The 14,029-nt window shown below is 67.1% G+C and carries 16 protein-coding genes; 9 read left to right on the top strand and 7 right to left on the bottom strand.

What is annotated here, in order from left to right:
* Positions 1 to 13: 13 nt before the first annotated feature.
* A complete protein-coding gene (locus ABWP84_RS03540; protein ID WP_353210614.1) occupies positions 14 to 1,171 on the top strand; it encodes an amidohydrolase in 1,158 nt (385 codons plus the stop codon).
* Positions 1,172 to 1,484: 313 nt separating this feature from the next.
* On the opposite strand, the gene ABWP84_RS03535 is transcribed toward ABWP84_RS03540, so the two are convergent.
* Positions 1,485 to 1,631, bottom strand: coding sequence for a hypothetical protein (locus ABWP84_RS03535; protein ID WP_353210613.1), 147 nt, complete (start codon positions 1,629 to 1,631; stop codon positions 1,485 to 1,487).
* 247 nt (positions 1,632 to 1,878) lie between these two features.
* On the bottom strand, positions 1,879 to 2,715 hold the full coding sequence (locus ABWP84_RS03530; RefSeq protein WP_353210612.1) for a CarD family transcriptional regulator: 837 nt from the start codon (positions 2,713 to 2,715) through the stop codon (positions 1,879 to 1,881).
* Between the two features lie 103 nt (positions 2,716 to 2,818).
* On the opposite strand from ABWP84_RS03530, the gene ABWP84_RS03525 reads away from it, so the two are divergent.
* The 6 genes from ABWP84_RS03525 to phnE (ABWP84_RS03500) all read left to right on the top strand — a co-directional run bounded on the left by ABWP84_RS03525 (position 2,819) and on the right by phnE (ABWP84_RS03500) (position 8,267).
* Positions 2,819 to 3,322 (top strand): hypothetical protein, encoded by a 504-nt coding sequence (locus ABWP84_RS03525; RefSeq protein WP_353210611.1) that lies wholly within the window; start codon positions 2,819 to 2,821, stop codon positions 3,320 to 3,322.
* Positions 3,323 to 3,589: 267 nt separating this feature from the next.
* A complete protein-coding gene (phnC, locus tag ABWP84_RS03520) occupies positions 3,590 to 4,405 on the top strand; it encodes a phosphonate ABC transporter ATP-binding protein (protein ID WP_353210610.1) in 816 nt (271 codons plus the stop codon).
* A gap of 23 nt (positions 4,406 to 4,428) precedes the next feature.
* A complete protein-coding gene (gene phnD / locus ABWP84_RS03515) occupies positions 4,429 to 5,451 on the top strand; it encodes a phosphate/phosphite/phosphonate ABC transporter substrate-binding protein (protein WP_353210609.1) in 1,023 nt (340 codons plus the stop codon).
* 31 nt (positions 5,452 to 5,482) lie between these two features.
* Positions 5,483 to 6,520, top strand: a complete 1,038-nt coding sequence (gene phnD, locus ABWP84_RS03510; RefSeq protein WP_353210608.1) for a phosphate/phosphite/phosphonate ABC transporter substrate-binding protein — start codon at positions 5,483 to 5,485, stop codon at positions 6,518 to 6,520.
* Positions 6,521 to 6,525: 5 nt separating this feature from the next.
* Positions 6,526 to 7,410 carry a phosphonate ABC transporter, permease protein PhnE gene (gene phnE, locus ABWP84_RS03505; protein WP_353210654.1) on the top strand — a complete coding sequence of 295 codons (885 nt, stop codon included), beginning with the start codon at positions 6,526 to 6,528 and terminating at the stop codon, positions 7,408 to 7,410.
* Complete coding sequence (phnE, locus tag ABWP84_RS03500) at positions 7,407 to 8,267, top strand: phosphonate ABC transporter, permease protein PhnE (RefSeq protein ID WP_353210607.1); 861 nt, start codon at positions 7,407 to 7,409, stop codon at positions 8,265 to 8,267. Before phnE (ABWP84_RS03505) ends, phnE (ABWP84_RS03500) begins: the two co-directional genes overlap by 4 nt.
* 6 nt (positions 8,268 to 8,273) lie before the next feature.
* On the opposite strand, the gene ABWP84_RS03495 is transcribed toward phnE (ABWP84_RS03500), so the two are convergent.
* A complete protein-coding gene (locus ABWP84_RS03495; protein WP_353210606.1) occupies positions 8,274 to 9,245 on the bottom strand; it encodes a tripartite tricarboxylate transporter substrate binding protein in 972 nt (323 codons plus the stop codon).
* Positions 9,246 to 9,424: 179 nt separating this feature from the next.
* Between ABWP84_RS03495 and ABWP84_RS03490 the strand changes: the two genes are divergently transcribed.
* Both ABWP84_RS03490 and ABWP84_RS03485 read left to right on the top strand, forming a co-directional pair.
* A complete protein-coding gene (locus ABWP84_RS03490) occupies positions 9,425 to 10,645 on the top strand; it encodes an acyl-CoA dehydrogenase family protein (protein ID WP_353210605.1) in 1,221 nt (406 codons plus the stop codon).
* A 15-nt stretch (positions 10,646 to 10,660) separates the two neighbouring features.
* Positions 10,661 to 11,068, top strand: a complete 408-nt coding sequence (locus ABWP84_RS03485; protein ID WP_353210604.1) for a VOC family protein — start codon at positions 10,661 to 10,663, stop codon at positions 11,066 to 11,068.
* 3 nt (positions 11,069 to 11,071) lie between these two features.
* Here the strand turns inward: ABWP84_RS03485 and ABWP84_RS03480 are convergent, their stop codons facing one another.
* From ABWP84_RS03480 to mutM, 4 genes are all read right to left on the bottom strand, one after another.
* The gene (locus tag ABWP84_RS03480) at positions 11,072 to 11,587 is read right to left on the bottom strand and encodes a tripartite tricarboxylate transporter substrate-binding protein (RefSeq protein WP_353210653.1); all 516 of its coding nucleotides are present in this window, start codon (positions 11,585 to 11,587) and stop codon (positions 11,072 to 11,074) included.
* Positions 11,490 to 12,038, bottom strand: coding sequence for a tripartite tricarboxylate transporter substrate-binding protein (locus ABWP84_RS03475; RefSeq protein WP_353210603.1), 549 nt, complete (start codon positions 12,036 to 12,038; stop codon positions 11,490 to 11,492). Before ABWP84_RS03475 ends, ABWP84_RS03480 begins: the two co-directional genes overlap by 98 nt.
* Positions 12,039 to 12,057: 19 nt before the next feature.
* Entirely contained in the window at positions 12,058 to 13,020 is a 963-nt protein-coding gene (locus ABWP84_RS03470) for a tripartite tricarboxylate transporter substrate binding protein (protein WP_353210602.1), read from the bottom strand.
* 104 nt (positions 13,021 to 13,124) lie between these two features.
* On the bottom strand, positions 13,125 to 14,018 hold the full coding sequence (mutM, locus tag ABWP84_RS03465; RefSeq protein ID WP_353210601.1) for a bifunctional DNA-formamidopyrimidine glycosylase/DNA-(apurinic or apyrimidinic site) lyase: 894 nt from the start codon (positions 14,016 to 14,018) through the stop codon (positions 13,125 to 13,127).
* Positions 14,019 to 14,029: the final 11 nt, after the last annotated feature.

The following is a 14,029-nucleotide window of genomic DNA, read 5'->3' as shown; positions in this document are numbered from 1 at the left end:
GTAACCTCAACCAATGGACCCAAGCCTGCATCATCGCCTCACCCAATGGCGACGCCACCTCCATGCCCATCCGGGCCTGACCTTGCATGAGCAGCACACTGCGGCCTTCGTGGTTGAGAAGCTGCGCGAATTGGGGGTGAGCGAGATCACCCCCGGCGTGGGCGGCCATGGCGTGGTGGCAACCCTGCGGCGGGGCAGTGGCCAGGGGGCGAATCGGGCGGTGGGGCTGCGTGCTGATATGGATGCGCTGCCGATCCAGGAAACCAATCTGGCGCTGCCCTGGTCGAGCACCATCCCGGGCGTGATGCATGCCTGCGGCCATGATGGCCATACCACGGCGCTGCTGGGCGCGGCCAAGCTGTTGTTGGATGACACCTCCTGGTCGGGCACGGTGCAGCTGGTGTTCCAGCCGGCGGAGGAGGGCGGTGGCGGCGCGCGGGCGATGATCGCCGATGGGCTGTTCCAGCGTTTTCCGATGGATCGCATTTTTGGCTGGCACAATTGGCCTGGCCTGCCGGTGGGCACGGTTGCGGTGCATGAGCGGGCGGTGATGGCGGCGGGTGCGCGGTTTGATATCGCCTTTGAGGGCCATTCGGGCCATGCCGCGCTGCCGCATATGACGCGCGACCCCATGCTGGGGTTGGGCCATGCCATTGTGGCGTTGCAAAGCATCGTGGCGCGGGGCGTGGACCCGCTGGCGAGTGGTGTGGTGAGCGTGACCATCGCCCGCGCGGGCGAGGCGCAGAACCAGATTGCTGGCAGGGCGGAATTGATGGGCACCGCGCGCTGGCTCGATGAGTCGGTGGGCGATTATATCGAGCAGCGGATTCGCGAAGTGGCGGCGGGTGTGGCGGCGAGCTTTGGCCTTTCGGCCATTGCGCATTTCTCCCGCGGTGTGCCGGTGACGGCAAATTCGGCCGCTGAGCGGGAGATTGCCGCAGGGGCGGCGGCGGCGGTGGCGCCGCTGCGGCGTGACATGCCCCCGGCCATGACGGGCGAGGATTTTTCCTGGTTCCTGGCGGAGGTGCCCGGCGCCTTTGTCTGGATTGGCAATGGCCCGGCCGAGGCTGGGCGGGAATTGCACAATGCCGGTTATGATTTCTCCGATGATGTGCTGCCCTATGCCTCGGGGTTCTTGGCTGAGGCGGCGAAGCGGGCGCTGGCCGGATAAGGCGAGGGGCCACGCCAAGGCTCTGAAATGTAAAACATGTCGTATTCGGACAAATTGCCGCGGCCGTGTTCGATGCGGGTTTGGCGGCGGCACGGCCGCCGCGAGGCCGGCATGCCAAGACCGCGCATGGAGGCAAGACGGATTCAATTATACAAACAGCAAAACGGAAGATATTGTAATTCAATGTCTCGCAATAGTCAATAAAATCCTAACCCCAATCAAGAGCGGACATATCGAAGATGCAAGAAACTGAGTTTCTTGCCGGGGTGCAGGGGCAGCGCCCCTGCCTGACGCCGCATGAACAGATTCGGCGCTAACGCCGCATACCAATCACCGCGCCCTGTTCATCGCGCACCCTTTGCTCGGCGGCGATGCGCTCGCGCTCAAGCCGAGCCAACCAGCGCTGCCGTTCGCGCCGTTCATCGGCTGATTCCGCCGCTCGCGCCGTGCTGCCGGACATGCAAGGCGCGAAGCCCTGGCTTCCCGGGGGGAAGCCGCCATCAGAACATTGGCTGACATGGCGCGTAAAAGGGTTTTCGCCGGCGCATCCCGCCAGCCCCAATAGAGCAGATAGGGCGAGGAGTGCCGCCCGGGGCTGGGATTTCATGGCCGGATGGGGAGATGCCAAGGCGGGGGCGGATCCTTCAAGATAGCGATATCATATTCCTTGGAATGATGAATTGGCAATGGCCCGGCCTGGGCCCTGATCACTCTTCCTCGATCGGTTCCTCGATGGGCTTAGCGCCGGGTTTTTCGGCGCTGCGCATATGGGCGATCAGCCGCTCGATGGCGGTGGGCTTGTCGGTTTTCTCGATGGCGGCGAATTCCATGGCCAAGCGGTCAAGCGCCTGCTCATAGATTTGCCGTTCGGAGAAGGATTGGTCCGGCTGGCCGGCATTGCGGAAGAGGTCGCGCACGACTTCGGCGATGGCGACCGGATCGCCCGAATTGATCTTCGCCTCATATTCCTGGGCGCGGCGGGACCACATGGTACGCTTGATGCGTGCGCGGCCCTTCAGCGTGTCCAGCGCGAGTTTCACCAGGGCGGGGCCGGCCAGTTTGCGTAGGCCGGCACTGGCGGCCTTGTTGGTGGGCACGCGCAGCGTCATGCGGTTTTCCTCGAAGGTGACGGTGATCACCTGCAGGGAAATTCCCGCCACATTCACATCCTCAATGCCCTGGACCGTGCCGACGCCATGGGTGGGATAGACCACCATGTCGCCGGTGCGGAAATCCACCTTGACCGGCGGGGCTTTGGGGGCGCCGGCCTGGGCCTCGGCCATGCCACCGCTGCGCAGCGCGCCCATGGGCATGCGCGGCGTGATGCTGAAAGCGGGGCGCATGCCGGGCATGCCGGGGCGCGACATTCCCGGGCGTTGGGCGATGGGTGGCGAGATGGTCTGCACCGGTGGGGGGGGGGGGGGGGCGGCGGCGGCTTCGGCGGCGGCCTTATCGGCGGCGGCTTTGGCGGCGTTGCGCGCAGCGGCCTCCTTGCTGGCCGTGGCCGAGGCCATCAGCGCCTGGGCCGCGGCGGCATTGCTCATGGCCTTGCGTGGGGCTGGGGCAGGGGGGGCGGCGGGTTCTGCCGCAGGCGCCGCGGCTGGCTTGGAACGGGTTTTCGCGGCTGGCTTGGCGGTTTGGGTCACAATGTCTTTCAAATCGGGCTTTGCTGCCGGCCCTGCGGCTTTGGTGGATGCGCCTTCGGCGGCGGGGGCCCGGGCGGTGGGTGCCCGGGCGGCGGGTGCCTGGACGGCGGGTGCCTGGACTGCGGGTGCCTGGACTGCGGGTGCCTGGGCGGGAGGTGTCTGGGCGGAGGGTTTTTTGGCGGCGGGGGTCTTCGCAGTGGCGGGTTTGGTGGCGGCGGTTTTGGTGGTGGCGGCTGGTGCGGCCTTTGCTGCTGGTTTCCTCTCCGCCGCTGCCCCGGGGGGCGTGGCGGCTGGTTTGGCGGCTGGTTTCGCCGCTGGCTTAGCGGCGGGCGAGGCGGTTTTGGCGCCGCCAGGCCCCTGGGCGGCCTTGGCCGGGGTTGCGTCGCTTTCGGCTTTCGGCCGCTTGGCACTGGGCATGGAGCAAACCTTTCAATCACCGCGCCTGGCAGTAGCGCGGCCACCTGGAATTCTCGCCTTATGCCGTCACCAAGGCACGCGCGGGTGATCGAGCCATCCGGCCCTCAGCCCCCTTGTCACGCGCCATCGCATGGCATTGCGCCGAGGAGGTCTGACGCCTTTGTACCGGCAATGGCCTGAACAAAGTGCAAATCGAGCACCGACATCCCCTATCGCCCTGCATGGGTATCATAAAATTGACCCTCCGTCACGTCTGGCTGGCTGAGCGGCGTTGCACTGCCACGAGGCTTTCGTCAAACCGTCATTCAATTGCAACTTTTGCCGTCTATCGCCGCCGCTCATTCAAGGTAAAGCCATGCTTGAGATCGAGGGATTGACGCGGCAATACGGCGCGGTGCGCGCGGTGGACCAGGTGTCGCTATGCATTCCCGATGGCCAGATGGTGGGAATCATCGGCCGCTCTGGTGCGGGCAAATCCACCTTGCTGCGCCTGCTCAACCGCCTCGCCGAGCCTTCGGCGGGCAGCATCCGTTTTGGCGGGCAGGAGGTGAGCCAATTGCAGGGCCAGGCCCTGCGCGACTGGCGCACCGGCTGCGCGATGATCTTCCAGCAATTCAACCTGGTGCAGCGGCTTGATGTGCTGACCAATGTGCTGATCGGGCGGCTGAACCACCGCCATGGCATGCTGGCCCATCTGGCTTCGCTTTTTGGCCAATTCTCTGCCGAGGAGCGGGCCATGGCGCTGGCCACACTGGATCGGTTTGATCTGCTCGGCACCGCCTTGCAGCGCGCTGATACGCTCTCGGGCGGGCAGCAGCAGCGCGTGGCGATTTGCCGGGCGCTGATGCAGCAGCCGCGCATCCTGCTGGCCGATGAGCCGATTGCCAGCCTCGACCCGCAAAATGCCCGGGTTGTGATGGATGCGCTGCGGCAGGTGAACCGGCAGGATGGGCTGACAGTGCTGGTCAATCTGCACCATCTCGACACCGCGCGCGCTTATTGCGACCGGATCATCGCCATGCATTCGGGCCGGGTGATGTTCGATGGCCTGCCGGGGGAACTCACCGCCGAGCGGGTGGCGCAGATCTATGGCGTGAGCGAGGCGGAGTTTCATGCCGCCGAACCCCCAAGTGCCGCCATGATGCCTATGCCATCCGGCGCGCTCGTCTGAACTTTCAACAACAGGAGACCACCATGCTTTCACGCCGTCTCTTCGGCGCTGGCCTTGCCGCTGCGCCGCTGTTTTCCGCCATGGCCCAGACGGGATCGCCCGCTGCGGCGCTTCAGGTGGCCCCTGGCGCGCGCCGCAGCGCAGATGCCGCAACCGCCATGCCTCCCACCGGCCGCAAGCCCTGGGCTGCGCAGGTGCCGCAACTGCGCATCGGCCTCTTGGGTGGCGAGAACGAGGCCGACCGGCTGGGTCGCTTCGGCGCCTATCAGGCCTTGCTGGCCAGCACCTTCGACATTCCCGTGCGGCTCTTCGCCGCTTCGGATTATGCCGGCGTGCTGCAGGCCTTCTCGGCCGGGCAGATTGAAATCGCCGGCATGGGGCCCTCGGTCTATGCCGGCACCTGGATCGACACCAATGGCCGGGTTGAACCACTGATGGTGCCCGAGGAGCGCGATGGCTCGATCTCCTATATCGCTGTGATGGTGACGCGCGCCGATAGCGGCATTACCGACCTTGCGGGGATGCGCGGCAAGTCGCTGGCTTGGGCCGATGCGAATTCCACCTCGGGCTATCTGGTGCCGCGCTTTGCGCTGCGGCGACAGAATATTGCGGTGGAGAGCGGCCAGTATTTCTCCCGCACCGGTTTTGGCGGCGGACATGAGCAGGCGGTGGTGGCCGTGCTGCAGCGGCAATACGACGCATCGGTGACCTGGGCCTCCGGCCAGGGCGATCTGGAGCAGGGTTTCAGCCGTGGGAATCTGCGCGCGATGGTCGATAAGGGCATGCTGAACATGCGTGACCTTCGGATCATCTGGAGTTCCGACCCGATTATCAACGGCCCGCTGACGGTGCGCCGTGAACTGCCCCAGGCGTTCAAGGACGACATCACCAACTTCCACCTGGCGCTGCCCAAGACCCATCCGCAAATCTACGAGCAGATCGAGCGCGGCGGCGGCACGGGCTACCGCACCGTGACGCATGAGCAGTTCCAGTTTCTGGTGGATATGCGCCGCGAAGAGGCGGCCGAGCGGCGCCGGCGTTCCTGAACCTCACCTCGTCGAGACTGCCATGACCTGCATGCTTTTGCCTCGCCGTGCCCTTCTTGGCGCAGCGCTTCTGGCGCCCGCCTTGGCACCCGCCTGGGCCCCCGCCTGGGCCCCCGCCTGGGCGCGCGGCCAGGGCGGCGATGCTTGGCGGCCGCGGCGCAGCGCCGAGGGCGGGCATACACTGCCCGAACCCGGCCGCCGCGCCTGGGCGGAGGCGGTGCCGCAAATCCGTGTCGGCCTGATGGGCGGCGAAAATGAGGCGGATCGGCTTGCCCGCTTCGACGGGCTGCGCACGCTGCTCGAGGAGACTTTCAGGGTTCCGGTACGGCTCATGCCCGCCTCCGACTATGCCGGCGTGCAGCAGGCACTCGGCGCGCGGCAGATCGAATACGCCGCACTCGGTGCCTCCGCCTATGCCGGCACCTGGATCGACACCAATGGCGGCGTGCAGCCCATCGCCACCATCGAGGGTGAGGATGGCTCGACCAGCTATATCTCGGTCATTGTGGTCCGCGCCGATAGCGGCATCAATGACCTCGAAGGCCTGCGCGGACGCAGCCTGGCCTGGGCTGACCCCAACTCCGCCTCGGGCTACCTCATTCCCCGGTTTGAACTGCGCCGCGCCGGGATCGGGGTGGAGGCGGGGCAGTATTTCGGCCGCACCGGCTTTGGTGGTGGGCATGAGCAGGCGGTGGTTGCCATGCTGCAACGGCAATATGACGCGGCGGTGACCTGGGGCTCGGGCACTGGCGATGCCGCCCGCGGCTTTAGCCGCGGCAATCTCCGCGCCATGGTGGAGAAGGGCATGCTGCGGGCGGGTGAGTTCCGCATCATCTGGCAAAGCCGGCCGATCCAGAATGGCCCGCTGACCATGCGCACTGATCTACCTGCAGAATTTCGAGAGGATATTATGCGCTTCTACCTGGCGCTGCCCGGCGCGCGGCCGGAGGTTTTTCGCCAGATCGCGCGCGGCGAGGGCTTGGGTTTCCGCGAGGTGCGCCATGAGGAGTACCAGCTCTTCATCGATATGCGGCGCGAGGAAGCGGCCGCGCGCAGGCGGCGCGCGTGAGCGGCATGGCAAGGCCCGCCAATGGCCCGGTGGCCAGGATGGAGGCCGCCTTTTGTGAATTGCGCCGGCAGCGCCGCAACGCCACCCTGCTGGGCGGCGCCATCCTGCTGGCCTGCCTGCTGATGGCGGGCTGGGTGAGCGAATTCCACCCCGCCACCTTATGGGCGGGCCTGCCGCGGATTGGCGAATATTTCAGCCGCATCGCCCCGTCGCTGGAATGGGGCAAGCTCTTCGCTGGCACTGATACCGAGGGTTCGCTGGCGTTTTGGATGTATCGTCTGGACGATTGGGGGCTGCTGCTGTTTGAGACAGCACAGATGGCAGCCCTTGCCACCTTGATGGGGGCTGCGGCGGGGCTGCTGCTGGCCTTTCCCGCCGCGCGCAATCTGGGCCTGCCGGGCTGGATGAGCGAGGTAGCGCGGCGGCTGTTGGAAGCCACCCGCACCGTGCCGGAAATTGTCTTTGCCCTGATCTTCGTCTGGGCTTTTGGTGTAGGCGCGCTGGCGGGGATATTGGCCATTGCGCTGCACACGGCCGGGGCTTTGGGAAAGCTCTTCGCCGATGCCATGGAGAATATCGAGATGCGGCCATGGGAGGGGGTGCGGGCCTCGGGCGGGTCGTGGTTCCAGGCCTGCCGCTATGCGGTGCTGCCGGCGGCGGCACCAGACCTGCTCAGCTACGCCATGCTGCGCTTTGAGATCAATCTGCGCTCGGCCAGCGTGATCGGCTTTGTCGGCGCGGGGGGCATTGGCGAGGAGCTCTATAAGGTGATCAGCTTCAATTATTATGAGGAGATCAGCGCCATTATCCTGCTGGTGATTTTGGCGGTGGTTTGCATTGATCTGGCCTCTGACGCGTTGCGCCGGCGGGTGATTGAGGCGGTGTCGTGAGCGGGGCGATCAATCCCGGCGGCCATAGCCTCAGCCCGGCCGAGGTGCAGGCTCGGCGGGCCAGGCTGCCTGCGGCCTTTGGGCCCAGCGGGGCGGTGCGGGTCTGGCGGGTTCTGGGTCTGGCCGGCTTTGTGGCTTGGCTTTTGGCCACGCTGTGGTGGTTTGATGTAACGCCTTGGCGGCTTTGGAATGGCTTGCAGGGCCTGGGGGTGATTATCCGCCTGATGATCCCGCCATCGCCGGGTGAATTGTGGCTGGATATCCTCAAAGGGCTGGCTGAGAGCCTGGCCATGGCTTTTCTGGGGACATTCATCGCGGCCGTTGTGGCCGTACCGCTGGGTTTTCTGGGCGCACGCAATGTGGCGAGCAGCGTGCTGTTCCGGTTTTCGCTGCGCCGGGTCTTGGATGGCATGCGCGGCGTGGATCAGTTGATCTGGGCGCTGGCCTATGTCCGCGCCGTGGGGCTGGGGCCGCTCGCGGGGGTGCTGGCGATCGCGACCGCCGATATCGCCGTGCTGGCCAAGCTCTATGCCGAAGCCATCGAGAATGCCGAGAAGAAGCAGGCCGAGGGCATTGCCGCTGCCGGCGGCTCACCCACCCTGGTGATGCGCTTTGGGATATTGCCGCAGGTGGCGCCCATCATGCTGGGCCACGCGCTGTATTTCTTTGAGAGCAATACCCGCTCGGCCAGCATTCTGGGCGTGGTGGGGGCGGGTGGCATCGGGCTGCAGATCGCCGAGCGGATCCGCGTGCGGCATTGGGACGAGGTGGCCTTCATCATCATCATGATGGTGATGATGGTGATGGCGATTGACTGGCTCTCGCGGCGGCTGCGGCAGCGCCTGATCGGCGGCTGAGAGCGCCTATTCCACTACGATATTTCCTGCCCGCGCGACCCGGCCCCAATTCTCCCGCTCGGCGCGCATGAAGGCCTGCGATTCGGCTGGCGTGCTGCGCCGTGGTGCGGCACCCAACTCGCGCAGGCGGCCGATCATCGCCTCCTCACCCAGCACCTGGTTCACTGCGGCATTCATCCGCTCGATCACCGCCCCCGGCGTGGCGCGCGGCGCCATGAAGGCGTACCAGGCCACCACCTCGCGCGCATCGAGCCCCAGCTCCAGCATGGTGGGCACCGCCGGCAGCCGCTCGGAACGCTGTGCGCCCGTCACCGCCAGGGCCCGCACCCGCCCGGCCGAAACATGCCCCCAGCCCGCGCCCAGGCTATCGACCATGATGGGCACCTGGCCGGACACCACATCCATTTGCGCCTGGGGGGTGCCGCGATAGGGCACGCCGGGCATCACCAGCCTATGGCGCAGCTTGAAATCCTCCACCAGCAGATGGTTGATCGAGCCGGAGCTGGGATTGGCATAATTCCAACGATCCGGCTCGGCCTGCACCCGGGCCACCAGCCCTGGCATGTCCTGGAAGGGCGAGGCGGGGTTCACCACCCAGATCAGCGGCGATGTCACGGCCACCGCGATGGGGGCCAGGTCCTCCACCGGGTCGAGCGGCATATTGCGATAGATCGCGGTGTTGACGGTGATGGCGCCGATATGGCCGAAGAGCAGCACATGGCCATCGGCGGGGCTGCGCTGCACCTCGGCCATGCCGATATTGCCATTGGCGCCGGGCCGGTTGTCCACCACCACCGGCTGGCCGAGCAATTCAGCCAGGCGCGGGGCCATCAGCCTGGCATAAGTGTCATAGCCGCCAGCGGCGCTGGGCACGATGATGCGCACCGGGCGGGTCGGCCAGGCCGGCTGGGATTGCGCCAAGGCGGGCATGGCGATGGCAGAGGCCATGGCGGCACGCCGCGTGAACCGAATGGGCATGTTACCCTCCCTTTTGGCCATGGGTCAGGCCCTGGCGTTTATGGGCCTATCGGGCCATCACCTGGGTTGCGGGTCAAGTCGGCCATGCAGCCGATTGACGGGGGCATCGCCCGGGCGTCAAACTTGGCGCAACAACCGCCTGGCTTTCTAAGTTCCGGGCCTTTCAAGGGAGTACCGGCGTGAGCGTAGCCATCAGCCGTGCCGTCGAAACAATCTTGCCCGCCGAGGTGCTGGCGGCCGATCCGGTGGCCCGCGCCCGCGCCCTGGTTCCCCATATTGCCGCGGCCGGGCCGCGTATTGAGGCGACGCGCGAATTGCCGCCCGAATTGCTCGCCATGCTGCATGAGGCGCGGATGTTCCGCACCCTGATGCCCCGGGCCTTTGGCGGCGAGGAGATCAGCCCGCAGGCCTATGTGCAGATGATGATTCACATCGCCAGCGCCGATGCCTCCACCGCCTGGTGCGTGGGCCAGGCCTCGGGCTGCTCGATGGCCGCGGCCTATATGGAGGCTGAGGCGGCGCAGGCGATTTGGGGCGCGCCCAATGCGGCGCTGGCCTGGGGCACGGTGGGGCCGGACCAGATCGCCCAGGTGGTGGATGGCGGCTACCGCGTGACCGGCACCTGGCCCTTTGCCAGCGGCGGGCGCCACGCGACGTGGTTTGGCGGCCATTGCCGCGTGCGCGAGCGCGACGGCAGCATGCGGATGACCGCCGAGGGCACGCCTTATGAGCGCACCATGATGTTTCCGCGCAGCAGCATCTCCATGGTGGATCGCTGGCAGGTGATGGGCCTGCGCGGCACCGGCAGCGACACCTATAGCGTGAGCGACCTTTTCGTGCCCGAGGCCTTCACCGTGCGGCGCGACCGTGATGATGAGCGCCGCCCGCATGGCGAGAGCACGCTGTATCAATTCACCACGACCCATCTCTATGCCTCGGGCTTTGCCGGCGTGGCGCTGGGCATTGCGCGCGGCATGCTCGATGCCTTTGTCGAATTGGCGGGCGAGAAGACCCCCACCTCCACCAGCCGCATGCTGCGCGACAGCCCGGTGCTGCAAAGCGGCCTCGCTTGGGCCGAAGGCAAGTGGCGCGCCGCCCGTGCGGGGTTGGTCAGCGTGCTGAGCGAGACCTATGAGCATGTGAGTGCCGGCGGCAGCATGACCACCGACCAGAAGGTGGCGATTCGCCTCGCCTCCACCTTTGCCATCCATCAGGCCAAGGAGGTGGCGGATTTCGCCTGGACCGAGGCGGGGGCGACGGCGATCTTCCTCACCCAGCCCTTTGAGCGCCGCTTCCGCGACATTCATGCCGTCACCCAGCAGGTGCAGGGGCGGCGCAATCATTTCGAGACCGTGGGGCAGCACCTCATGGGCCTTGCCCCCAATCCCCGTTTTCTCTGAGCCGGAGCTTAAGACATGCCGTTGGAAGGCCTGAACCACTACACCATCCGCCCCTTCGATCTGGAGCGCACCCGCAGCTTCTATGTCGATCTGCTCGGCCTGGAGGTGGGCTATCGCCCGCCGCTCGGCTTTGAGGGGTATTGGCTGTATTGCGGCGGCAACCCGACCGTGCATCTGATCGGACCCCGCCCGCAGCGCGAGGCCGGCTGGCCGGAGCGGGTGGTGGGGCCGACCGGGCTGCTCGACCATATCGCCTTTTCCTGCACGGGCCTCGCCGAGATGAAGGCGCGGCTGGGCGCCAGCGGCGTCACCTTCGAGGAGCGGGTGATCCCGCGCGACCAGCAGACCCAGCTTTTCCTGCACGACCCCGATGGGGTGGCGGTGGAGCTGAACTACCCCCCCGCCGAGACCGTGGCGGCGTAAAGACTATTCCTGGGCGATGCCGGCGCGGGCGATCAGCTCGCGCCACATCGTCACTTCCCGGCTCACCCGGCTGGCCAGGGCCTGCGGGCCATTGGGGCGGACCACAAAGCCGGCCGCCTGCATGCGGGCGAGGGTTTCGGGCTGGCTCATCACCGCCATCGCCTCACGCGCCAGCCTGGCATTGATCGCATCGGGCGTGCCGGCGGGGGTGAAGAGGCCGTGGAAGGTCTCGGTGACGAAATCGGGATAGCCCAGTTCCAGCATGGTGGGCACATCGGGCATGTCGAACCAGCGCTCGGGGCCGGTGAGTGCCAGGGCGCGCAGCCGCCCGGCTTTGATCTGGCTGTGTGAGGAGGCGAGCGCGGTGGCGCCGATCTCGGTATTGCCGGCGAGCAGGGCCTGCACCGCCAGGGCAGCGCTGCTATTGGCCACCTGCAAAAAGCGGATTCCCTTGATGATCGCCAGCCGCTCGCCCGCCAGATGCGGGGTGGAGCCGGTGCCGGGATTGGTGAAATGCATCCCCCCCCGCGGTGGCACGGGCGCGCTCCACCAGCTCATCGAGGCTTCGAATGGGCGATTCGGCGCGGGCGAGAAACACATCGGGCGAGGCGCCGATTTCGGTCAGCGCCACGAAATCGCGCACCGGGTCGTAGCCGGGGTTGCGGAATAGCCCGGCATTGATGACGAAGCCGGTCGAGGTGACCAGCAGCGTATAGCCATCGGCAGGGGCGCGCGAAGCTGCCGTCACGCCGATATTGCCGCCCGCGCCACCGCGATTCTCGATCACCACCGGCTGGCCGAGCGCGGCTGAGAGCCCATTGGCCAGGATGCGCGCCACCACATCGGTGGGCCCGCCGGGGCCGAAGGGAACCACAATGCGCAGCGAGCGGGTGGGCCAGCTTTGCGCCAAGGCGGGCAGGGCGAGGGCGGGCAGGGCGAGGGCGGCGCGTCGGGGGAGGGCGGTGGTCATGGCTGTCTTCTCCAATCTTCTATTCGACCGTGGCGCCGGAGAGGCGGACGAGTTCGGTCACGCGCGGCAATTCGGCCCGTTGCAGGGCAGCGAATTCCTCGGGGCTGCTGCCCACGACTTCATAGCCCAGCGCCTCCATTCTCGCGCGCAGGGCAGGCTGACGCAGCGCCTGCGCCACCTCGCGCGAGAGGCGCAGCACCACCGGGGCGGGGGTGGCGGCGGGGGCAAAGACGCCCAGCCAGGAATTGAAGACATAGCCGGGCAGCGCCTCACCCACCGCGGGGATATCGGGCATTTGCGCCGAGCGCGCCTGCCGGGTGATGCCCAGCGCGCGGACTTGGCCGGCGCGGACCTGCTCGATGGCCTCGACCACGGGGGTGAACATCACATCCAGCCGGCGGGAGACCAGATCGGCCATGGCCGGTGCGCCGCCGCGATAGGCCACCTGGGTGAAGCGCAGCCCCGCCTGATGCTCGAAGAGGGCAGCGGCGAAATGCTGCGAACTGCCCGCACCGGCGATGCCGCAATTGAGCCCGCCCGGCGTGGCGCGGCCGGCGGCGATCAATTCGGCCACATTGCGCGCCGGCAGATCGGCGCGCACCACCATCAGGCAGGCGCTGAGGGCGACCAGCGACACAGGCGCGAAATCGCGCACCACGTCAAAGCCCAGATTGCGATAGAGCGCCGCATTGGTGGCATGGGTGCCCATGGAGCCCATCACCAGCGTATAGCCATCGGGCGCGCTGCGGGCGACATGCTCATTGGCAAGGTTGCCGGCGGCGCCGGTGCGGTTTTCCACCAGCACCTGCTGGCCCAGGCCCGGGGCGATGCCCTGGGAGACCAGCCGGGCGGTGGTGTCGGTGCTGCCGCCGGGGGCGAAGCCCACCAGCATGCGGATGGGCCTCTCGGGGCTCCATTCGGCTTGGGCGTGGACGGCCCAGGGTGCGGCCAGCATCAGGCCCAGGCTGCGTCGCAGCATCATCGCCTCTCCTCCCGTGGCCGGCATTATGCGCTGACCTTTCGTGGAGGTGATGGGATCACCGATCGGGGCAGGCTGTCCATGGCCCTGTGATGGGCTGGGTGCTGCTATTTCTGGTGCCGGGGGCAGAAGAAGCTGGCGCGGCCCGATTGCACGATCTTCTGGATGCCCTGGCAGGGCGGCACGCCGGGGCAATCGGCGCAGGGCTGGTCCTGGCGGCCATAAACCTCGAAGCGTTCCTGAAAGAAGCCCACCTCGCCATCGGCGCGAACGTAATCGCGCAGGCTGGAGCCGCCAGCGGCAATGCTCTCGGCCAGCACCGCCTTGATGGCCGGCACCAGGCGGGCGGCGCGGGCGCCGGGGATGGTCTCGGCCAAGCGGAGGGGGGAGATGCGGGCGCGGTAGAGCGCCTCGCTCACATAAATATTGCCCAGCCCCGCCACAAGTTTCTGGTCCAGCAGTGCCGCCTTGATGGGGGTGCGCTTGCCGGCCAGGGCGGCGGAGAGGGCGGCGGCGTCAAAACCATCCTCCAGCGGTTCGGGGCCGAGGCCGGCGAGGAAGCGATGGGCATCCTCATCGGCGGTGGGGACGAGGTCCATGGCGCCGAATCGGCGGGGATCGACAAAGCCCACCCGCCAATCGGCGGTTTCCAACACGATATGCTCATGCAATTCGGGGGGGGCATTGTGGCCGCGCGCGTCCGAGGCGCCACCTTGGGGCTCCAGCCGGATCACCATGGGGGAATGCCGGGCCCGTGCCACCATCCGGCCCGACATGCCCAGATGGATCAGCAGGCTATCGCCGCCTGAGAGGCGCATGAGCATGTATTTGGCCCGCCTGCGGAATCCCAGCACCTGCGCGCCGGTCAGCCGCGCCGCCAGACCGGGGGGCAGGGGCCATCGCAGGTCGGGCCGGCGCACCTCGGCGCGCTCTATCACGGCGCTCACGAGCACCGCGGCCAGGCCTCGCATCACGGTTTCGACTTCGGGCAGTTCGGGCATGCGAATCACTG

Origin of the sequence: Rhodovarius sp., from assembly GCF_040399605.1 — a bacterium.
Lineage (GTDB): Bacteria > Pseudomonadota > Alphaproteobacteria > Acetobacterales > Acetobacteraceae > Rhodovarius > Rhodovarius crocodyli_A.
This window is presented reverse-complemented; position numbering and strand designations above follow the sequence as displayed.